This is a genomic window from Flavobacterium sp. GW821-FHT12A05, assembly GCF_058807735.1.
The window spans coordinates 289,006-313,434 of the sequence record NZ_JBXAQY010000003.1 but is presented as its reverse complement, the minus strand read 5'-3'; the positions used below and the strand labels follow the sequence as shown (position 1 = coordinate 313,434).

Below are 24,429 nucleotides of genomic sequence, written 5' to 3'. Positions count from 1 at the left end.
AAGTTCAAATACAATTTGAGCTAGTTTTTCTGCTCAGCAATTGTAGATTTATTGAGTTTAATAATTCTTATTTTTTGATTTGAATTATCAGATAAGAAAATACGATCGTTAAGCTGCGCCGTACTTACAATAGTTCCAAAAGGATTCTGTCCCAGAATATCCGATGCATTTACGATTGGTTTGTAGTTCTTTTTAAGAAAATCTTCTTTCGAATACAAACGCACGTAATTGGTGCTTCCGGCATTTTCTGAAGTTACAGCAAAATCTGTACTGAAGGTTACAGAAAGCGGTTTAACATCTGTAAATGGAGTTTTTGAAGGTTCAATAGGAGTTGTTAAAGAACTTGCCGCATTTGCTTTAATATTGGCAATATTATAATACAAATAACTTTTAGCATCTCTTCCTGCCACGACTAAATTACCTGACTGTACATCCATCGAGTATACTTCTGTCCATCCGTTTAACGTATTCAGTTTAGCGATTGGATTTAACTTCCAGCTGCTTGTTTCGGTTATCTGAGAAGTTTCAAAAACTTTGATGCTTTTTTCTTTTTCTTTTACAAACACCAATCCGTCTTTTACCACAACGCCAAATACGTGTACAAAAGTCTCCCACCAGTTACCGTTTCCAACAGTATTGATTCCTAAAGTGGTGTTTTCATCCAAAACAAAAAGTCTCGAATCGACACTTCCTACATAGATTCGGCCATTGTCAATGCTAATAGACGATAATTGCGTAAACGGGATTGTGGTTGTTCCTTTTGTATAATTTGAAATTGTTTTAATATGCGCAAGGGTTACGGCATTAAAAACTTCTAAAACGTCTCCATTGCATACATATAGTTTTTCTTTAGAGATTGCGATACCTTTTGGGTCTAACGTTCCGGTGCCATCACCAATCTGCTTGGCTGTTATTGAAGCATCTTCGGTAGGGTAGTAGTAATCGTAATTTGTTGGTTCTATATCGTAGCTGTCTTTACTGCAGCTTGTTATAACAAAAAGCAGTAAGATTAAAAAAGGCAGTCTGTTCATCTTGATTTTGTTGATTAATTCCATTTTCCTTCTCCTTTATATTTTAATAAAAATGGATTTTTTGGGTTTACAGTAAATACAGGTTTTTTGTAAGTTCCTGTTAAATAGCCGGTTTTTGTCCATCCTTTTAAAACCTCCGGATCTGTAAAAGGAAGATCATTTAAATAAATCAGGTATTTATAAAAATGAGTAAGCATTTCCTGCTGACCGCCTCCTTCGCCGCTATTGGCTAAATTACTGCTGTGGCTGAAACCAATATGATGCGAATATTCGTGTGACCAAACCGACATTTCGCCAAGCCAGTGTCCGGTTATATAACCAGATTCCCACTGCGAAGCCAAAGCGCCTCCGCCCCAAGCCGAATCTCCGCCTACCATGGCCATATTCACGGTTCTGCCGTCAAGATAATCCCAGTATATTTTTTCGATTTGTTCTTTGGTATAATAATCATAAGTTCCGTTTGCATCATCGGCGTTTCCGTGCCAGTTTAATGCACCGTTTATTCCAGTTCCGGCAAGGTCTGCCTGCTCTTTCTTGAATTTGTCAAAATTGGTAAAAGTGCTGTAATAAATAGGGTGGCTTAAAGCATACGAATAATTGATAATCATCGTAATAGCTTCTTTCGCCAAAACGGGATTCATTGGCAGAAACTTTCCATATTCATTTATATGATAAGAATCGCTGAACTGAACTAAATGTGTTGACTTAATTTTTTTGAATTTCTGAAATAAAGGATCGCTCGATTCTACCGAAAATTCGATCGCTCCAGATGAAAATCCTTCGATTTTATCGATTGTTACGGTGTTACCGGTTTCTAATTGATAATCGTTTTTACCTTCCGTAAGCGGAATTTTATGAAAAGATCGGTGAAAAGCCGGAACTTTTGTAAAGTTATAAATCAGGAATCGTTTCTCGTAATTAGGCAGTTTGGCGTAAATTTTTACATCGGTAAGGCCAACTGGGGAATAAAGAGAAACTTGTACTGAATCTTTTCCTTTTTGAATGACTTGCAGCGGTTGGTTTACTCTAAACCAGCGGTTTTTATTGTCATACATTTTAGAAGCACTTTCGTTGTCTTCAAACATGGTCATGGGTCTGTTTCCGGCTGGTAATGCCGAGGCATCGATACTCGGCAGATAATTGGGCTGATACGGATCACCTTCGGTTTCGTGATCACTGCAGCTAAACAGCATACCTGCCGAAAGGGCAAGCAAAAAATAATGAAAATTTTTTTTCATAGGTTGTAGTAGGTATTTGGGGGTTATTATTGAAACGCAAAACTATCAATAAACTTATGTTAAACAAGAAAAATGCGAATTTAATTTGGAGTAAAAGTAGGTTTTTCTGCATTTTTGCTCGTACACACCGCTGATTTGTTTGCTTTTAAGAGGTTTTTATTATTTATACTTTTCGGCTTTATTATTTATGAAACGAAGGTAAAAATGAATTGAGATCGGGGCTTTCGAATTTGGTTAAAAAGGTTTAAGTTTTGGGTTAAAATGCAGAAAAGCCTAATCAACATCCGTTTGGTTTAACAAAAAAAATGCTCCATAGAAGCATATATATTTATAGCAATTATATGTACCGTAATTTTAAGCTCCAGAGGATCGAAACATATATCATTGAAATATGTCGCTCCTCTGGAGCTTTTTGTGTGTGGAAAATAAATTGTGCTATAGATATGCCGCTCCTCCGGAGCTTTTTCTGCATGGAAAATAAATTGTGCTATAAATATGCCGCTCCTCTGGAGCTTTTTGTGTGTGGAAATAAATTGTGCTATAGATATGCCACTCCTCCGGAGCTTTTTCTGCATGGAAAATAAATTGTGCTATAGATATGCCACTCCTCCGGAGCTTTTTCTGCATGGAAATAAATTGTGCTATAAATATGCCGCTCCTCTGGAGCTTTTCTGCATGGAAAATAATTGCGCTATAAATATTATGCTCCTCTGGAGCTTTCAATCAAATAAATTAAATTGATTAGTAAAATCAACATCCGTTTGGTTTAATAAAAAATGCTCCATAGGAGCATAATATTTATAGCAATTATATAGACCATGATTTCAAGCTCCATAGGAGCGAAATATATATCATTTAAATATGCCTCCTCTGGAGCTTTTTATGCATGTAAATTGGATTTTTGTCTATAAAACCGCAGGAAAATTTAAAGTTTCTATTTCTGATAAATCAGCGTTGAATTTGACGAAACTTGCAGGAAATCCTTGTTTTATTTTTCCGTATTTGTTTTCCAAACCAATAGCTGCCGCAACTCTTGTGGTTGCCATTTTTAGTGCTTCATCAGCAGAAACATTTAAATGATTGTAGGCATTTTGAACAGCTTCGAGCATCGAAATAGTAGCTCCAGCCAGATTACCGTCTTCATTTCTATAAAAACCATTTTCTAAATGCGCATCAAAATTGTCCCATTTAAAATTGGCAACTTTGCGCCCCAGAAAGGTGGCATCGCTTATTAAAAAGAATTTTTCCTGTTTGAGTTTGTACGCCACTTTTGCAGCAGCATAATCGCAATGTGCTCCGTCTAAAATTACGGGAGCGTAAACTTTTTCATTTTCAAAAACGGCACCTACTAAACCGGGTTCACGATGGCCAAATTGGGTCATGGCATTAAATAAATGGGTTACGAGATTGATTCCTTTAGAGAAATAATGCTGTGCTTCTTTATAACCCATTGTAGAATGTCCTGCCGAAATGGTAATACCGCTTTCCAGGAGCATATTTAATTGTTCATCAGTAAAACATTCCGGAGCGATGGTTATTACTTTAATAACGTCTTTACCGTATTTTATAATTTCTTCGAGTTCTGCGTTTGTTGGTTTACGAACCTGATCAATGCTGTGTGCGCCGCGTTTTAAAGGGTTTAAAAAAGGTCCTTCTAAATGCATCCCGATTACACCATTGTGGTGTTTGCTTATGTAATTGCGAGTGGCTTCGATTCCTTGTAAAATGGTTTCTTTTGAGGACGAAATTAAACAGGGCAGTACATGTGTAGTTCCGTATTTAAGACTTGAATCGTAAATGTCCTGAATCGTTTCTTCGTTTGGAGTCTGACTGAAATAATGTTGTTCTCCTCCGTTTATCTGGATATCTATAAAACCGGCACCAATATGTTTTCCTTGTAAATCGATTGTTTCCATATCATTTGGAACTTCTTTTTGTACTGAAAGAATAATTCCGTTTTCAATGATAATGATACCATTATCTATTATCTCATCACCAGTATGTACTATGGCATTAACAATCGCCTGTTTCATTTTAATTGTATTTCTTTTGCTTTTTATTCAAAAATGTATTTTCCAGAATTACAAATGTATCAATATCATTCGGAAGTCATTCAAATAAAAACAAAATAAAGAGGCAGAATTTCTATTACATTTTGGTGATGATAAACTCGCTTCGTCTGTTCATTTGATGCTGTGCTTCGGTACACGGAACTCCGTTGGAACAGTTATTAATAAGCTGTGTTTCTCCATAACCAATGGCGCTTTCAATTCTTTCCGGAGCGATTCCCTGTGAAATGATGTAATCTCGGGTTGCTTTGGCACGTCGGTCAGAAAGTTCCAGATTGTATTGATCATTGGCTCTTGAATCGGTATGAGATTCAATTTTAATGACTACACTTGGATATTGGCTCATTAATAAAACGACTTTGTTTAATTCGATTGCAGCATCATAGCGAACATTTGATTTATCGAGATCAAAGAAAATAATTCCGATTTTTATTTTCAGTAATCCATCTTTTCGTTCTATCAGCGACGGATCGAGACCAATAGGAACCTGAGTTATTCCTGAGTTTTCGGACGTAACAATGGCTTTGGTGCTTGCGGTAAAATTGTCTTTTGCGGCTTCAATTGTATAAGGTGTGTTACAGTTGATGTTTTCGCTGAATTCGAATTTTCCGTCTATTTTAGAAACGGTTTCGTCTACTTTTTGATTTTCACTGTTTTTGAGTGTTACAATTGCGCCGGCAATTTTGTTGTTGGATATAGCATCAAAAACATAACCTTCGATTGCTTGTGTACAGCTTCTTTCGAAAGAATAAATATCGTCGTCGCCTTTTCCTGTTTTTCGGTTCGAACATACAAAACCTTTGTTGGTTTCTTCATTTACAATATATCCAAAATCGTCTCGATTGCTGTTTAATGGCGCGCCAAGATTGTTTGGAGAATCGAAAATTCCGTCGTTTAATCGGCTTTCGAAAACATCGAGTCCGCCCAGTCCTAGAAATCCATCCGAAGAAAAATACAAGGCTTTATCGGTTATAAACGGAAACATTTCGCGTCCGCTGGTATTTATTTTTTCGCCTAAATTCTTTGGGTTCGAATATTGATCTTCACCTAAAATATCGACTACAAAAATATCTGTAGAACCAATTGTTCCGGGCATGTCTGAAACGAAATACAATTTCTTCCCGTCTTTGCTTACAGAAGGCTGTCCAACCGAATAATTATCGCTGTTAAACGGAAGTTCTTTTACGTTTTCCCATCGAACGGTTCCGTTGCCATTTTCTGTGGCTTTCGCCGAATATATTTTGAGGTTATTGATGCCTTTGCTGTCTCTTTTTAGTTTTCCGTTATAATTGTTTCGGGTGAAATAAATTGTTTTTTCATCTGGCGAAAAAGCGACACAGGCTTCGTGAAACTGGGTTGTAATTTCTTTTCCAAATCGTTCTTTAAAAGTAACATTAGTCTGCGTTGGACTTATTTTTCCTAACTGCATGTTTAAATAGGGTTGATCGTTCCAGCCGTATTTTGCCGTTTTTAAATAAGAGGAATCTACGGTTGTAGAATATACCAAATCGCCTTTGTAAAACATAGGTCCAAAATCTGAATAAGCCGAATTGATTTCGAGATTTTCGAGTACAAACTGCGGTTTTATTTTCTTGATATCTTCGAGTGTTACGGTTTTAAGCGAAAAATTCTGCGCTCTGGAATCGGTTGTTTTTTGTTTTTCAGAAAAACTTTTCATCCATTTTTTGGCCAGGTCATAATTCTGAATTCCCTGTAACGATTGGGCATATCTAAAATAATATTCTGCCGGAACCTCATTTGGATAATCCGCAAGCAGTTTACCGTACCATTTACTGGCACTGGTCATTTGTGTATTAAAATAATGTGCGTCTCCAACGCGTTGCAGCATTTCTTTAGAAATGTCTCCATTTTTTATTGACAATTCGTACGATTTTGCAGCTTCTATATAATACATTTTATCAAATAGAGCATCGGCTGTTTTGTTTTTGGTCTGCGAATAAATCATTTGCATTGCCAGCAATACCAGTATAGTAATTCTTTTTTTCATATAGCATAGTATTAAAAGAATCTAGGAGATTTTAATCCCTTTTTTCGTGATACTAATTCAAATCGAAGCATAATTTCGTGTGTGCCGCTGTTATACGTCTGTAATTCTGTTGTCGTATAATCGTAAGCATAACCTACCAAAAACTGAGGTGTAATTTGTATAGAGGCCATGGCACTTACAGAATCTCCAGTACGATACGAAGCACCAAGTGTAAGTGCATTATTAAACATGAAATTGGCCGAAAAATCGGCAATAAGCGGTGCTCCGGCAACATATTTTACCAAAACGGCGGGTTTAAATTTTGTATGTGCCGAAAGATCAAAAACGATTCCTCCAATAAGGTAAAGGTGCATTCTTTCGTTTACAAGATCATCGGCAATATCATCATAATCGTATCTTTCGCGGGTCATAAAGTTAGGAACGGCTATCCCGATATAATCTCTTTCGCCATGCCAGTACAATCCTGCGCCAACCACGGGCAGAAACTTATTGGTGATGTTTTCGCGAAACTGAACGTCAGGTTCTCTGTGGCTCCCTTTTGTCCAGTCTATATTGATTACTCTTCCTCCTCCTTTAATACCAAAAGATAATTTATGTGTTTGCCCGGATTGTATGGTATAGGAGAAGTTGGCATCTAAATATTGTTCTTCTGATGGGCCTATTTCTTCGCTGACTACAGAAATACCCAAACCAAGATTTTTGGCGATTGGGGTATCTAAAGTAAAAGACTGCGTGTTTGGCGCTCCTTCAAGGCCAACCCATTGTGTTCTATAAATTCCGGTTATGGCCAAATGTCCTAATGAGCCGGCATACGCAGAGTTTACACTAAGCGTATTATACATATACTGCGTGTATTGCGGATCTTGCTGTGCAGCAACACCAAATACAGAAAGCATCGTAATGATTGTGAAAATCTTTTTTATATTTTTAATCATAGCCAATTCTTATTTTGGTTATCCTATTTTATTTTAAATAAAGCCATCCCGATTTTTTAGCCGAACCGTTTCCGAGATCCAGAACATAGAAGTAAGTACCTTCGGGAAGTGTTTTAGCAGAGCCGTCTGCTTTTCCATCCCAAGTGTTATCGTATCCTTTTTTGTGATACACTAAATTACCCCAGCGATTGAATATTTCGAGCTGATTATCCGGATATTGCGTGATACAATCGATATAGAAGGTATCGTTTTGTCCGTCGTCGTTTGGAGAAAATTCATTGTAAATTTTCAGACAGTTTGGCGATACGGTTGCACTATCCTGATTGTTTGACGAATTGGTATCAATCTGATCCATTTTTACAAGATGGGCTGTATTTAGATAATCATTAAAATCTTGTACTTTGGCTTTAATGGTTAAGGTTTGAGAACTTCCAACATTTACCGAAGGAATGGTCCAAGCGCCCGTTGCACTGTTGTAAACTCCTGATGATACTGCAGTGCTGGTTAAGGTATATCCTTTTGGAAGAACATCCTGTACCTCAACATTTGTAGCCGTTAAGTTTCCTCGATTTTCGGCGGTAATGGTAAAGGTTACTTCGGTACCCATCGGCACATCGGTTTGGTCTACGTCTTTGTTTATTGCAATATCGGTTGACGGAATATTTACAAATTCTGAATCTTCGTCGTCTTCGCTTTGATCGCCGTTATCATTATTTGGCTTACTGTCCGGGTCAAATTGATTGCTGGCTGTTACCTGGGCAATATTCAGATAATCGTTACTGTCTAATCCATGCGGACTAGCAACAGTTGCCTGATACGTTAAGGTAATACCGCCAACAGGAACGGTTAAGTCTACCCATTTAATAATGTTTTTGCTGAAGATTCCTCCATTGTTGATATTACTGATATTAGAGAAACCTAACGGAATAAGATCTTCAACGGCAACTCCGGTAGCAGTGCTTGGGCCTTCGTTGTTAATTTGTATCGTATAGGTTACTACCTCATTTACATTTGCGTTTTTATTGCTGACTGTTTTCTCTAAACTTAAATCGGCAACAGCCACTTTAATTTGTAAACTATCATAATCGTCTTCGGTTACAACCCCGTTATTTGGTGTTGAATCCGGATCGGGCAGGTTAGAGGCAATAACCTCGGTTGTGTTTACATATTGATTTGGAGCTCCAGACGGTGGATTTACTATAGTATAAATATCCAAAGACTGATCTGTTCCGGCAGCAATAGATCCTACATTCCAAACTCCGGTTACGTAATTATATAGGCCGCTTGTAGGACTGCTTGTAAAATAAGTGAATCCCGGAGGCAGTAAATCTTTCACCATTACACCGCTTGCATCTGCCGGACCATCGTTGGTAACAGTTACGGTGAAAATAACAGTTGAACCCACATCATGAACGGCATCTTCATTTAATGCTGTTTTTTTGATAGATAAATCGGCCATTACAATTACTGGTGTTACCGAAATACTGTCGTAATCGTCTTCTGTCGTAACGCCATTTCCAGGTGTACTATCAGGATCAAATTGATCTGCAGTCATAATTTCGGCAGTATTTAAGTATTCATTTGCAGTTCCGGTTGGGCTTTTTACAAAAACATTAATCAATAAAGTATGACTGTTACCAGGCAGAATAGGTCCCGGTGTCCATATTCCGGTACTTGGACTATAGCTGCCTGAAGTAGAATTGAAAAAGATATATTGATAACCAGATGGAATAATATCTTTTATAGTTACTCCGGTTGAGATACTCGGACCTGAATTGGTTACGGTAATCGCGAATGAAATCTGTGAGCCCACTGCCGGAGTCAGATTATTGTTGACTACATTTTTCTCTATCGAAAGGTCTGTAACAGCAGGAACAGGCGAAACTACCACAGAGGACATATCGTCTTCGCCATCAACATTATTATTTGGTGTACTATCAGGATCAAATTCGTTTGAGGCGTAAACTTCAGCAACATTGTGATAATCTCCGGTAGTATGAACTCTTGCTGATATAAGCAGTGATTCTGAACCGCCATTTGGAATTGTTCCCACATTCCATATTCCGGTAGTTTCAAAATATTGTCCTGTTGTAGAGCTGTAAACAATATATTCGTATCCGCTTGGCAGTAAATCTTTAACTTGTACTCCGGTTGCAGCTTGTGGTCCGCTGTTTTTTACCGTGATTTCAAAAGTAATGGTTGCCCCAAATATTGGACTTAAATTACCGCCTACTACTGCTTTAACAAGAGATAAATCGGCTGTGGCCTGAGCCGGAGTTACGGTTGCCGTTGCATAATCGTCTTCGGTTTGAACTCCGTTATTTGGTGTTGAATTTGGATCTGGCAGACTGCTTGCCGTAACCTCAGCAATATTGATGTAATTACCCACGGCATTAACAGAAGCTGTTACTTGCAGTGTCTGAGAATCGCCATTCAATAGAGAACCAATATTCCATTTTCCGGTTGTTTTATTGTATGTTCCTTTAGTTGCCGTAAAACTGCTATAGGTATATCCGGAAGGCAATAAATCAGTTACTTCTACACCTGTAACATTTTGAGGTCCGCTGTTGGTCACGACAATTTCAAAAGTAACTGGAGCCCCCACTAAAGGCGTTGGATTATTTACTGTTTTAGTCAAAGATAAATTCGCAGCCTGATTAATTGGTACTGTCACTACAGATCCGTAATCGTCTTCATTTGTAACTCCGTTATTTGGTGTTGAATCCGGATCAGGAAGTCCTGCTGCTGTAACTTCGGCTTCATTTAAATAATTTCCGGTGAGGTTTACTGTTGCGGTAATCTGCAATGTTTCTGATTTTCCATTGATTAAATTACCAACGTTCCATATTCCCGTTGTTGGATTGTAAGTTCCGGTAGAAATGGTAAAACTAGTAAGTGTATATCCGTTCTTAAGTAAATCGGTTACCTGAACTCCGGTATTATTCTGAGGGCCGTTATTGGTTACTACAACTTCAAAAATAACGGGAGAACCTACTAATGGTGTTGTATTATTTACGGTTTTAGTTAAGGATAAATCCGATGCCTGATTACTTGGTGTTACAGTTGCAGTGGCATAATCATCTTCGGTAGTAACTCCATTATTTGGCGTTGAATCCGGATCAGGAAGTCCCGCTGCTGTAACCTCAGCAATATTCAAGTAATTTCCTGCTGCATTTACCGTTGCGGTTAATTGCAGTGTTTCTGATTTTCCATTAATTAAATTACCAACGTTCCATATTCCGGTTGCAGGATTGTAAGTTCCAGTAGAAATGGTAAAACTGTTATACGTATATCCGTTAGGAAGTAAATCAGTCACTTGTACGCCTGTATTATTTTGAGGACCGTTATTGGTTACAATCACTTCAAAAGTAACCTGCGAACCTACTAATGGTGTTGTATTATTTACGGTTTTAGTTAAAGATAAATCCGAAGATTGATTCGTTGGAGTAACTGTTGCAGTCGCATAATCATCTTCAGTCGTAACTCCGTTATTTGGTGTTGAATCCGGATCTGGAAGTGCGCTTGCAGTAACTTCGGCTATATTTAAATAATCTCCAATTGAATTTACAATTGCAGTAATTTGTAAGGTATGAGAAGCGGCAACAGGCAGTAATCCAACATTCCAAAGTCCGGTTGCAGGATTATAAGTTCCGTTTGTGGCACTGTAGGAAACATAAGTGTATCCGGAAGGAAGTAAATCAGTTACTGTAACTCCGCTCGTTCCTTGTGGTCCTGCATTACTTACTTCGATGCTGAAAGTAACCTGAGAACCAATTAGCGGATTACTGTTGTTTACTGTTTTGGTAAGTGATAAATCTGCTGATGCCAAGATTGGAGTAGTAGAAGCTTCGGCATAATCGTCTTCGGTTGTACTTCCGTTATTTGGTGTTGAATCCGGATCAGGAAGATCACTGGCGCTTACTTCGGCTTTGTTAGTGTAGATTCCTGTTGGATTTACAGCAGCCACAATCTGGAGTGTTTCAGAATCTCCATTAGCTAAATTACCAACTGTCCAAATTCCAGTTAATGGGTTATAAGTACCTTTAGAAACCGTAAACCCGATAAAAGTATAACCGTTTGGTAATTGATCTTTTACCTGAACCCCTGTATTGTTTTGAGGGCCGCTGTTGGTTACCACAACTTCAAAAATAACTTGTGAACCTACAAGTGGTGTAGGATTGCTTACCGTTTTAGTTAAGGATAAATCCGAAGATTGACTTACCGGAGTGGTCACGGCTGATGCATAATCATCTTCTGTAGTAACTCCATTATTTGGTGTCGAATCCGGATCTGGCTGACTGCTGGCGGTAACTTCTGCTGTATTAACATAATTTCCGGCTGCATTTACTACAGTTGTAATTTGTAAAGTATGAGAAGCCGCAACCGGCAGGATTCCAACATTCCATAATCCGGTTACAGGATCATAATTTCCTAATGTGGTACTATATGAAACGTACGTATATCCGGTAGGAAGCAAATCGGTAACGGTTACACCGCTCGTTTCCTGAGGGCCGCTGTTTGTTATTTCAAGGCTGAAAGTGACCTGAGATCCTACTAATGGTGTAGTATTATTAACCACTTTGGTAAGTGATAAATCAGCTGAAGTTGGAATTGGAGTCGTAGAAACTTCTGCATAATCGTCTTCGGTTATAATGCCGTTATTTGGAGTTGAATCCGGATCGGCAACAGTTGCTGCTGTTATTTCGGCTTTATTAAGATAATCTCCTGCTGCATTTACAGTTGCGGTAACTTGCAGGGTTTCAAATTTTCCATTTACCAAATTACCAACTGTCCAAACTCCCGTATTTGGGTTGTAAGCCCCGGTTGAAACGGTATAACTATTATAAGTATATCCGGATGGCAGTAAATCGGTAACCTGAACGCCTGTATTATCCTGTGGCCCGTTGTTGGTTACGATAATAGCAAAAGTAACTTGCGTGCCAACTACCGGCGTAGCATTGCTTACTGTTTTGGTAAGAGATAAATCTGATGATTGCTGTACAGGAACTGTTGAAACTTCAGCATAATCATCTTCGGTCGTACTTCCGTTATTTGGAGTAGAATCCGGATCAGGAAGATCACTGGCCGTTACTTCGGCTTTATTCAGATAATCTCCAGCGGCGTTTACAGTTGCCGTAATTTGAAGAGTTTCAAATTTTCCATTTGCTAAATTACCCACTGTCCAAACACCTGTTCCCGGATCATAAGCTCCGGTTGATACGGTAAAATTGCTATAAGTATAGCCGCTAGGAAGTAAATCGGTAACCTGAACACCTGTATTATCCTGAGGCCCGTTATTAGTTACAATAACTTCAAAAGTTACCTGCGAACCTACCAATGGCGTTGGATTATTGACTGATTTTGTTAGAGATAAATCTGCCGAAGGCTGAACAGGAGTAATAACGGCATTGTCTTCGTCATCTTCGCTTTGGTCTCCGTCGTCGTTATTTGGTGTAGAATCCGGATCAGGAATATCACTTGCTGTTACCTGTGTTACGTTTGTGTAAATACCTGTTGGAAGTACTTTTGCATCTATAATAAGAGATTCAGAGACTCCTTTGTCAACCGTACCTACGTTCCATAAACCTGTGAGATCATTATAAATTCCTGCTGATGAGCTGTAGTTTACAAATTCAAAACCTGACGGAAGTAAATCGGTTATCTGAACTCCTGTAGCATTATTTGGTCCGTCGTTAGTAATTACGAGTTCAAATGAAACCTGACTTCCTACAACTGGACTTGTATTTCCGGCCACAACATTTTTCACCAACGATAAATCGGCAGATGGGCCTATGAAAGTGATCTCGGCAGTATCCTGATCGTCTTCTGTTGGAATATTATTATTTGGAGTCGAATCCGGATCTGGCAAATCACTTGCCGTTACCTGAGCGACATTTACATAACTTCCAAGCGGATTTACAAATGCGTTGAAAGTTAGGTTAATATTGGCACCGCTGGCTATAACTAAGTTTTTCCAATCTATGGCAGCCGTTGCAACCTGATACGTACCTCCATTTGATACTGATCCCGGAATTAAAGTATACCCAACCGGAATAACATCCTGAACACTTACTCCAGTAGCGTTTCCAGGGCCTTTGTTTACTACATTAATAGTAAAATTGACTTGTTGTCCTGCTGCTGCAGAAGTTGGAGAAACAGATTTTGTCAATTCTAAATCAGCTGCTTTTAGGGTAACATTGGCACTCGCCATATCGTCTTCAGGAAGACCGTTGCCTGGTGTACTATCAGGATCGACTTGATGCGCCGTTTGTATTTCGGCAGTATTTACATAATTGGAAGCTGTGGCAACATTTACTTTTGCTGTAATTTGCAAAGTAAGCGTGTTTCCGTTGTTTAGATTTCCAACATTCCAAATGCCTGTTGTATTGTTGTATTTGCCCGCTCCATTGTCGCTTACATAAGTATATCCCGGAGGAAGATGATCTGAAACGGTGATCCCTGAAGCATTATTTGGTCCGCTGTTCGTTACTCTAATGGTAAATACTACATTATCATTAATACTTACTGTTGATGGTGAAACGGTTTTTTGAAGTGATAAATCGGCAACATCTAATATGAAATCGGCATCGTCCTGATCGTCTTCTGCTAAAATATTATTGTTTGGCGTACTATCAGGATCAAATTGATTGGAAGCAATAACTTCGGCCATATTTAGATACGATCCTGTTGGAAGTACCACCGCTTGAAAATTCAGGGTAATTCGGTTTCCATTAGGAACGGTCAGATTGTACCACGAAATGGTATTGTCGCCAATATTGTATTGTCCGCCAAAATTGGCAGAACCCGGAATTATCGTATAACCCGCAGGGATGTAATCTCTTACTGCCACTCCGGTAGCATCTACCGTTCCGCCAAGCGAATTATTATTAAAAACCTGTATGCTGAAAGTCACGGTATCGCCCGCACTTCCTGTCATTGGCGTTATAGATTTAGTCAGTTCAAGATCGGCAACAGATAAAATAGTCAGTGTTACCGTATCTGAAGAAACAGCACAATTTCCGTTGGTTACCGTCCATCTTAAAACGTATGTTCCGGCAATAGTACCCGTAACGGCTGTTGTCGGAGAAGTTTCATCCGTAAATCCTACTGTACTTGGCCCGGAAACCTGAGTCCATTCTCCCGTACCTACAGTGGGTACAGCGGCATTCATATTGACAGGCGAAAACTGCGGAATTGTTTGATCTGGTCCTGCATTTGCTGTTGAAGGAAGATCATAAATGGTAACTTGCACAGAATCCTCTGAAATACACCCATTAAGATTTAAGGTCGTAACCGTCCATTTAAATAGGTATGTTCCGGGAATTAAGCCTAGCATTAATGAGTTTTCGCTGTTTGGAGAAGCGATATTGGCATTATTTGGGCCTGAAGTCATAGTCCAGGTTCCTATACCCGAAGTTACTGCCTGAGCAGCCATTACAGCGGTATCTTCATCACACAATTCCTGATCCGGACCTGCATTTGCAATAGATGGAGGAATGTCGTTAAAGGTTATTTCTACAGTATCTGAAGATGGCTGACATAAAGATGGATTTGTAAAAGGTCCGTTTGTTACCGTCCATGTTAATCGATAGGTTCCTAGAGTAGTAATATTGGATAAAGTTGTTACCGGACTGTTAGGATTGTTGATTACAACAGCACCTCCAGACGGATCATCTCCAGGGCTGGCAAAAGACCATGTTCCGATACCTACTGCTGGCGGAAGAGCGTTGGTTTGATAAGTGGTCTGACAGGCTGCGGTATCATCTGGACCTGCATCTGCGTTACTTGGCGGTGCGTTCATTTCAATCCTTACCACATCTGATAAGGATCTGCACGAAGTATTTTCAAATACCCATTCCAGAATATAAAGTCCCGGTACGGTTAATCCTGTAACGGTAGTTAATGGGGCAGAAGGTGTTGTAATTACGGCAACACTTCCTGCAGGCTGGTAAACAAAGCGCCATTCGGCAACAGAAACATCAGGCGGAGGCATATTTCCCGTTAAAGTAGCTGTACCTCCAACATCAGAAATACATAAAGTTTGATCGGCTCCTGCATTTGGATCTATACTGGCACCGCTGAAAATATCAACATTTACCGAATCTGAAGATCCCGGGCAAGTGCTGCCGTCAGGATTTGTTACGGTATTGGTTGTATATGTAAAAACATAAGTGTTTCCAGGGACAACAGTGGCATTGGCAACGTAATTGTCTGGAGGCGATTGGGTAATAACCACATCATTTATATTTCCTGATGTATTGGTAAGTGTCCAGGTTCCTTTAGAATTCTCATTTCCTTTAAGCTGAATACTCGTTACGTCGCAAAAAGTCTGATCGGCTCCGGCATTTGCAGCAGGAGTAACCACAACCGTTACATCATCCTGAGTTCCGTTACACAAAAAGATACTTTTTGCCGTAATTGTCCATCTAAAAGTATAAGTACCTGCCACAAGTCCGTTAATTATGGTATTAGGATTAGATGGATTTACAATATTTGGCTGATTGGGAGCACCAGTTAATACAGACCATTGTCCGCTTTCGAAAAAACTGTCGTAATTGCTTCCGGCCATGGTGACACTGGTACTGTTACAAATATTTTGATCTGGCCCTGCATTTGCTGCAACTGGAGGAATTCCGATAGTTAAATTAATATCATCAAAAGCTGCACCGCAGACATCTGCATTTATTGTCCATCTAAAAATATAATAACCGCTGTAAGCAAAAGTAAAAACAGCATTAGGATCGTGTTCATCGCTTATAGTATAGCCGCCAACCCCTGAAATTCTGGTCCATGTACCAATTCCGCCGCTGCTTGCGGTTGCCGCCATAGTAATGGTATTGCCGCAGGTTTCCTGATCTGGCCCTGCATTTGCTTCCGGAGGAGTATTGGCAATGGTAACTTTGACAGAACTTTTATTAGGATCGCATAATCTTGTAGCTGTTTCGATGGCCCATGTAAATGTATAAGTACCATTTGCGGGCACGTTTACCAAAGTATTCGGATTATTTATATCGGCAATAATAACTCCTGTTGAAGGAGTAACTGACCAGGTACCAGTTTCAAAAATTCCAGGTGTATTTCCACTTAAATTGAAAGAACTTGTTCCGGAAGGATAACAAGCATCGGGACCAGCATCAGAGGTTGATGATGCATTTGTATTATTTGTTAAAATTGTCACAGTATCAGAAATAGATGCACTGCAAGACGGGCCAGGATGAAGATACGAAATTGTCCATTGTAATTGATAGGATGAGGAATTAGTCGCAAAACCCGTAACTGTGGCATTTGGATCATGGAGATCAGAAAAAATAAGAGTATTAGGACCAGGAGTTTGGCTCCATTCACCAATTTCACCACTAAGAGCTGGTGATGCCGCAAGAGTAACTTGTGCGTTTGTACAAACTACCTGATCTGGACCTGCATCTGTAACTCCTAAAGTACTCGATGATACATATATGGTCACTGTAGAAACAGAAAAACCACATTTTGAACCACCGCCTTTTGTAATGTATTCGAAAACATAACTTCCGGGTATTAATCCGGTTACCTGAGTGTCTACTGCAAAAACATCAACGATAGCAGCCTCATTAGGGCCGCTTAACTGACTCCAGAAATGCAATCCTTCATCTGTCATAACTCCAGACAAAACTGTTGAGGTATCACCGCAAGGCAGACTTACATCTGAACCGGCATTAGAAGGCGTAGGCTCGCCCGAAACTAAAATATTCAAAGAGTCGAAACCGTAATCACAGCCAATAGGAAGCGATCCGTCTTGTTTTCGTATAAATTCGACTATATATTCACCAGAAGTGTTAAGAGTAAGCGTTAAGGAATTTCCAATATTGGTTAAGGCAGTAGGAAATGGTCCAAGCGGAGAAGTGCTTGGTCCGCTCACAATTCGGTATTGATTGTAACCCGTTCCTGTTATTGCAAGCGGAATTGTAAATACCGTAGCATTACAGCTTCCTACCAAATCATCGCCATTATTGGCTAAAATTGTTCTTGTAGGGCTGTTAAATTGTACAATATAATCTTTGGTAAAAACACAGCCTGTATTACTGTTTGTAAGCGTATATCTAAATCGGTAAGGATCTCCGGCATCTGAAATATTAGTGACCAAGGTAGTTGGATTTGTCGGCGAAACAATTACAGCGCCTGTATCACCTTCAATTTGTGTCCATTGTACAGTTTCACCAGCATATAATGGTGTTTGAGCAACAAGCGTAACCTGGTTAATAGAACTGTCGCAGAAGAAAATATTTTCATCCCCGCCAGGTAAAGTCGTTACATCCTGAGTTGCGGGAGGCACTACAATGGTAACAAGATCATTACCAGAAGCACAAGGTCCTGTAACGGTCCATCTAAACGTATAAGTTCCTTCTGTAAGATTTGAAACTTGTGTATTGTTTGCATTTGGATTTGCAATTGTAGGCGTATTAGGACCGCTTACAAATGTCCATTGGCCGTTTTGTCCATTAAGGCCGCAACCTCCGTATGTTCCATTAAGATTTGTAGTTTGTGTTGTGGTATAACAATTAGTCAAGGTTTGATCTGGTCCGGCAGATACGGGTTTAACACCTCCGTAATTCGTTACGGTAATCTGCGATGTTGTTCTGCATCGTTGTCCGGCTGCATATTCAGGGCCTTCTATAACCCATTGCAGCGTAGTGGTGCCGCAGCTGGTCTGTGGTAAAGTTATCGTTGAGGTAGGCAGATTCGGGAAATTAATGACCACTCCCGCATTATTAGCCCCTACTATTTCCCAATAAGCTGTTTCTCCTGGATTTTGAGGCGTATTTGCCGTAATGGTTAAATTTCCTGAACTATTAGGACAGCTTGTTATATTACCGCCAGCGTTGGCAATAGTGATAGGCTGCACGTTTACCACCTTATCCTGATAAGTAAGCACTCCGTCTCCACAGGTTGCACTATATCTAAAAATATAAGTGTTTCCTCCTGTGTAACCAGAAACGGTAGTCGAAGAAGCGTTGGGAGAATTAATTACTACCGTTGGTCCTGATATCTGTGTCCATAAGACATTTCCAATAATAGGAGACGGATTATTTCCGGTAAGCACCAGCGCATCTGTTTCGCAGATCGTAACATTTAAGATACCGGCATTTACGGAACAATTTTGTCCATAAAGGGTTGTAGTATATACAAGAAGAAAAGATACACTTAAAACCAGTTTTTTGAAATACTTCCTAATTAGTATAGATTGTTCCATAGGCTTTGGGATTGAAAAATGGTGGATACGAACAATTTATATAACCACATTAAATTAATAAGCTAGTTAACTTTCGATAAAAAAAAGACGCAAAAAAAATTAGCAGGGGGGGACACTCAAATTTACGGAAAGATCGAGCGGAGAAATCAAAATACATGTTTCAAGTTATAATTTGCAACCTGTTTTTTGGTTGAAAAGACTGGATTTTAGGCTGGAAATAGATCTTAATAAATTTTAAAGCCTTATCGGTTATATTTTGATTCCTATATTTTTTTAATTCGAAATTCTTCCAGATTCGAATATCAGTATTCAATTAGAATTTCTCTCAATAACTGTAAAATCAACTTCTTGTAAGAAATTAAATATTTTTAATAAACTAAAACTTGTTAAAAAATTGTTATAATATAATATTATTCGTATAATTGTAACTAAAAAAATGTATTTTCTTACAATTAAAATAATTATATATGGCAAAAAATGGACTATTACTTTATTTAATATTATCTCCTCTCATTTTGTTTTCTCAAGATATTCTTTGGGAAAAAGTATATGGAGGTGTGCATGCCGATTATCTTTTTGATGCACAGCCAACGGCTGATTATGGATTTATTCTTGCTGGAAGTTCCTTATCGAACAAAACCGGAAACAAAACTGATGACAATCATGGAGATCTTGACTATTGGATCTGGAAGATGAATGAAAGAGGAGAGCTGGACTGGCAGAAAAGTATTGGAGGCAGTGGTTTTGACTTGCTCCAAAGTATAAAAAATACTGCAGATGGCGGTTTTATACTTGCCGGAACATCTAATTCTCCTAACGATTTCCAGAAAAAAGACCCTTGTAAGGGCGGTGCTGATTTTTGGGTTGTAAAACTCAATGCTGTAGGCGATGAGCAATGGCAGAGAACCATTGGCGGGAAAGGCCAGGATGAATTATTATGCGCTTTCCAGACCAGAGACGGAGGTTATATGCTGGGTGGTTCTTCTTCTTCAAGTCCGGAAACAGGAGAGGAATTAATAGAGATTACATCTTCGCTGGAAAAACCAGATTTATATACAAAATCAGAAAAAAGTCGTGGAAATATGGATTACTGGATTGTAAAACTGGACAAAATGGGAGTTATAGAATGGCAGAAAACATACGGAGGTATATATGCCGATGTGTTAAGAAGCATGGAACAGACCCAGGATGGAGGATACATTTTAGGAGGTTATTCAAATTCACCACAATCCGGAGATAAAACAGAACCAAATCAAGGCATAGGAGATTACTGGATTATAAAAATCAATACTGTTGGAGCGATAGAGTGGCAGAGAACTTATGGAGGTAATGGAGACAATCAATTGTATGTAATTCGTGAAACAGAAGACGGCGGTTATATCGTGGGAGGAAACTCCAATAGCACCAGCCCTTTAACTTCATTAGGGGGTATGGTAGGAAACGGAACAGATTATTGGGTTTTAAGACTCGACAATAAAGGAAATGTAATCTGGAGTAAAACTTTTGATTTTGGTAAAACCGATGTCCTGACTTCATTATTAGAAAACAAGGATAACACCTATTTAATTGGTGGTTACAGTCAAGCTGATGAAAAACAGACAGGAAAAGGAATAGCCGAAAAAGCGGCAGGATTAATTAATAAAGGCAAAAATGAAAAAGGATATATCGCTTTAAAAATAGACGATAAGGGCGAGGAAATCTGGAGAAAAACACTCGACAATAATGGAGAAGATGTACTGCGAAAATTATTTGAAAGCAGAGACGGCGGTTATTTGATGGCGGGAACTTCTAAATCCGGAACATCAAAAAACAAAAAATCCAGTATTGGCGGTAATGATTTTTGGGTAGTAAAACTAAAAGACAACCTAAAACCCGATAAAGTAAAACCCAAAGGAATTGAAGCCATTCCTAACCCAACGGCCGCCTTTACTAATGTTATTATTGGCTACGAATATGAAAAAGGAACCGCAACGGTTGTAGATATATCCGGCCGGGTTCTAAAACAATTTAATATTACAGCCCGCACCATTCCAGTAGATCTAAGCCAATATTCGGAGGGGATTTATATCATAAACATTAAAACTAATGTTCAAAGCGACGGGGTTAAGGTGATTAAAAGAATAAGATAATGAGTATTTCAGTAAACTATCATAAAATGTATAGAATATTTTTTAACCAAACAATTAACTTACGAGTATTGTTTATAGTATTTGCTTTTTCGCTGCAAGTTCAGGCACAAACAGAAGCTAATAGTTTTCAAACTCCCAATTTTTCTCCCAAATCTCCAGAGGCAGCAGCTTTTTTAAAGTACGGAGAATATCCTGTTGATCTGGCAACTGGTGTTCCTGGTATTTCTGTACCATTATACACTATTGATGTAAAAGATTTCAAAATGCCAATATCTTTAGATTATCACGCTTCTGGTATAAAAGTTACTCAGGAAGCAACCTGGGTAGGTCTGGGTTGGAATTTAAATGCTGGAGCACAAGTTGTCTTAAGTCCCAGAGACGATATTGACGAAAACAATCCTAATATTGATATAATTCCAAATGATGATAATATTATTGCATACTTTAAACTTCATCCTTATAATCAAAGTGCAGTTAGAACTTTAGATCCAAATCTGGACAAGTCAAGAGTAAAAGACATGTATGTTTTTTCTTCACCTACAGTAAATGGAAGTTTTTATATTAGAAATTTTGCCAGTAATGATGTCGTTACAATACCGCCAAATGCTTTTAAAGTTGATCTTATTGGGATAAATAGAGAAAACATGAAATTTAAGATAACAGATCCTCAGGGAAATGTTTATTCGCTTAATACCACAGAAATTTCTATACAAACGATGGCTCATAGTGATCGCTACATCAGCGCCTGGTATGTTGATGAAATTAAAACACCTTCAAATAATAAAATAAACTTCTCCTATCAGGATGATGGAAATTTAACGGACAAAACTTTTTCTCAAAGAGTTGAAATAAAAAATAATGTTATAAGAGCAGGGTGTAATACCGGGACTAGTTATTATAGTCAAATAGGAGATGTTATTGATGGTACAGGGAATACAGTGACTATCTTAAAAAAAATAAAAGAAATTAGTTTTAATGATGGTAATTCCAGAGTTGTATTTACAAAGAATGTGGGTAGAGAGGATTTGGTTGACGGTGCTGAAAACGGATATTTAAGCAAAATTGAAATCCAGCAATTAGTGGATGCTGGATTTCGAAATATAAAGGGATATACTCTTGACTATTCTTATTTCAATGCATCAGGCAGTTCCTATTCTGACAAAAGACTAAAACTAGACAGAGTCGTTAATTTATTAGGCAGAGTGGAGCAGGAGTTTGTATATTCAGATATTTCTGTTCCTAATAAAACCTCAAAAGGACAGGATTATTTTGGATATAGTAATGGCAAGGTTTATAATGTAGATTTAATTCCTAAGCATTATATTTCTTACCCTTACCCAACTGAAGTTGGCAGAGGAGATCGCTCTGTAAACCCTTTAGAGAATCAAGCAGGAATTTTAAAAGAAATACATTATCCTACCAAAGGCTGGACAAAATTTAATTATGAAACGAATCAATATTTTGGTGCTGATGGTTTTTCAAAATACGATCCTGTAATTGTAAACAGCAGTGTTATACAAGGTACAGGTGGTACCGTGCCAATAAAGGAAGGACCGGGTATTGATGGTGTAATATGTCTTAATGTAAAGCCAAAAGATTGTGTTAATTACGTCTCAATTCCATTTACTGCAACAGAGGCACAAGGACAATTGACATTTATAGTAAAAAATGAACATTCATCTGATCCTACAATTTCTAAATATTACCACGCAAGAGTCAGAGTTTTTTCTGGCGGAATTCAAGTTTATGATACTGGTCATTGGACTGCAACTAAAGAGTTTAATGAACCTGTTTTTTTGAAAGAATCAGGTACAATAGAAGTAGAGGTATATGGAGAGTTTTTGAGTGTTAGAAGTTTACAGCTTAAATATGTTAACAACGATCCAATATACAAAAATAATTTGGGTGCCGGACTTAGAATTGCAAACATAGAAAATTATGATAATGACAACTCCTTAGTTTTAAAGAAAGAATATGATTACTCTGATATTACAGATACTGGACGTACAAGTGGTCAGTTGATTAATAAAATGAGTACTACTTTCCAGTCTAACACTTTTACCAATTATAATTTTATTCAATGCGGATCGGTAGATCCTGCATTAATTGGATGTACTGGAGGACTTAATTCTACTGCTACTTACAGTATTAGTTCAAATTCAAGATTTGGTATAGAAGGAAATTCTATTGCTTATAAATATGTAAGAGAAAAACAGATTGATGTTAAAAATCAGACTAATAATGGTTATACGCAGTATGAATTTACGATTACGCCAGATGAAATACCTTTTGGTAATCCAACAGTACAAATTCCTACCACGTGGAAAAGAGGCAAAGTCTTGAACAAAAAAGTGCATAAAACCGAGGGTGCAGTAACTTATATAGTCGAGGAAGAAAAAAATACTTACGTTGAAGATCCTTCCAATACTTCTTTTTACAATGGATTTAAAATGTTTCGCATGGGGACTACCAATACTCAGGAAAATCCTTCGGATCCTTTAACTCCAATGTGTCCGTACGATATGGAAGGCGGTATAGAAGTATTGAGAACAATTGAACCTATAACGTATAATATTCCAATTTTATGGTTTTATCAAAATTCATCTGAGAAGACAAATTATTTTTATAATTCTTCGAATAATTTAACGGGTAAAATAATAAGTACCAGTGTTTTTAATTATAAGAATCCATAACATCTTCAATTAACATCACAAACCACAACAAATTCAAAAGGAGAAATATTAGAAACCAAATACTTCTACCCTCAAGATCCCGAAATGGCCAGTGAACCTTTTGTAAAAGAGCTGATAACAGCCAATAGAATAGGGACACCGCTAAACACCCAAACATTTAGAAGCGGAAACAAGTTGTCTGAGCAGAAAACCGTATTTGATAAAAGTACTGCAACGAGCAATTTAGTATTGCCAAAATATATTCTTGAAAACAAAGGAACAGCCGCTTTGAATCCTTTAACAGATAAGAAAGTATCCTATGATCGATATGATGATAGAGGAAATTTGCTGCAATATACCTTAGAAGGATTTGAACCTACCGCTCTTGTTTGGGGATACAATAAAACACTGCTGTCAGCAAAAATAGAAAATACAACTTACAGTAATATTTCATCAAGCATGATTTATGCTATACAAAATGCAGTATCAGATGCTAGTATGGAGCAGGCATTAGATAACTTAAGATCTAGTTTTAATTATAGTGTTGGAAATGCCAAAACAACCACCTTTATGTACAAACCTCTTATAGGGTTAACCCGTATGACAACTCCCGAAGCGCTGACTACGTATTACGATTATGACAGCTTTAACCGCTTAAAATTTGTTAAAGATGCGCAGCTAAATATTCTCGAAGCCTACTGTTACAACTACAAAGGACAAGTTGTCGATTGTGAGTTTGATGCAAAACCGCTGTACAAAAGTACCGCAATATTAAAACAAAACGATACATCAAATTTAAGTACTGCAGAAACTGCAGCCAACAATCCTGATAGCATTACTTATACCAATACCACAATAAGCAGGGCATTTACTAAAAATGATTGCAAAAACTCCAAGACAAAGCCCGAAACAGTAAATTATATAGTTGAAGTAGGTACCTACGAATCGATTATTTCTCAGGAAGATGCCGATGCTCAGGCTCAGGAAGACCTAAACACAAACGGACAAGCCTATGCCAATAGCAAAGGCAGCTGTAGTGCTAACTAATATTTTTTTACTCATAATACCATTGTTATTATAAAAGCGGCATTGCGCAGTTTGAAAAAACATAAAAATAATT

The 24,429-nt window shown here is 38.2% G+C and carries 10 protein-coding genes; 3 read left to right on the top strand and 7 right to left on the bottom strand.

Features of this window, described 5'->3' with window-relative positions; genetic code table 11:
* Positions 1 to 20: 20 nt before the first annotated feature.
* From AC1RRQ_RS07975 to AC1RRQ_RS07945, 7 genes are all read right to left on the bottom strand, one after another.
* Positions 21 to 1,055 carry a hypothetical protein gene (locus tag AC1RRQ_RS07975; protein ID WP_493022484.1) on the bottom strand — a complete coding sequence of 345 codons (1,035 nt, stop codon included), beginning with the start codon at positions 1,053 to 1,055 and terminating at the stop codon, positions 21 to 23.
* Entirely contained in the window at positions 1,046 to 2,269 is a 1,224-nt protein-coding gene (locus tag AC1RRQ_RS07970; RefSeq protein ID WP_493022483.1) for a hypothetical protein, read from the bottom strand. Before AC1RRQ_RS07970 ends, AC1RRQ_RS07975 begins: the two co-directional genes overlap by 10 nt.
* Before the next feature lie 435 nt (positions 2,270 to 2,704).
* On the bottom strand, positions 2,705 to 2,992 hold the full coding sequence (locus tag AC1RRQ_RS07965; RefSeq protein ID WP_493022482.1) for a hypothetical protein: 288 nt from the start codon (positions 2,990 to 2,992) through the stop codon (positions 2,705 to 2,707).
* Positions 2,993 to 3,174: 182 nt separating this feature from the next.
* Entirely contained in the window at positions 3,175 to 4,302 is a 1,128-nt protein-coding gene (gene nagA / locus AC1RRQ_RS07960) for an N-acetylglucosamine-6-phosphate deacetylase (protein ID WP_493022481.1), read from the bottom strand.
* A gap of 115 nt (positions 4,303 to 4,417) precedes the next feature.
* Complete coding sequence (locus AC1RRQ_RS07955) at positions 4,418 to 6,346, bottom strand: OmpA family protein (RefSeq protein ID WP_493022480.1); 1,929 nt, start codon at positions 6,344 to 6,346, stop codon at positions 4,418 to 4,420.
* 11 nt (positions 6,347 to 6,357) lie between these two features.
* Positions 6,358 to 7,281: a PorP/SprF family type IX secretion system membrane protein gene (locus AC1RRQ_RS07950; RefSeq protein WP_493022479.1), complete on the bottom strand. Its 924-nt coding sequence runs from the start codon at positions 7,279 to 7,281 to the stop codon at positions 6,358 to 6,360.
* 28 nt (positions 7,282 to 7,309) lie between these two features.
* On the bottom strand, positions 7,310 to 18,508 hold the full coding sequence (locus AC1RRQ_RS07945; protein ID WP_493022478.1) for a PKD domain-containing protein: 11,199 nt from the start codon (positions 18,506 to 18,508) through the stop codon (positions 7,310 to 7,312).
* Positions 18,509 to 18,975: 467 nt separating this feature from the next.
* On the opposite strand from AC1RRQ_RS07945, the gene AC1RRQ_RS07940 reads away from it, so the two are divergent.
* The 3 genes from AC1RRQ_RS07940 to AC1RRQ_RS07930 all read left to right on the top strand — a co-directional run bounded on the left by AC1RRQ_RS07940 (position 18,976) and on the right by AC1RRQ_RS07930 (position 24,356).
* Complete coding sequence (locus AC1RRQ_RS07940; RefSeq protein WP_493022477.1) at positions 18,976 to 20,637, top strand: T9SS type A sorting domain-containing protein; 1,662 nt, start codon at positions 18,976 to 18,978, stop codon at positions 20,635 to 20,637.
* Positions 20,637 to 23,330, top strand: coding sequence for a hypothetical protein (locus AC1RRQ_RS07935; protein ID WP_493022476.1), 2,694 nt, complete (start codon positions 20,637 to 20,639; stop codon positions 23,328 to 23,330). The genes AC1RRQ_RS07940 and AC1RRQ_RS07935 overlap by 1 nt, the downstream gene beginning before the upstream one ends.
* An 84-nt stretch (positions 23,331 to 23,414) precedes the next feature.
* Positions 23,415 to 24,356 carry a DUF5977 domain-containing protein gene (locus tag AC1RRQ_RS07930; protein ID WP_493022475.1) on the top strand — a complete coding sequence of 314 codons (942 nt, stop codon included), beginning with the start codon at positions 23,415 to 23,417 and terminating at the stop codon, positions 24,354 to 24,356.
* Positions 24,357 to 24,429 lie beyond the last annotated feature (73 nt).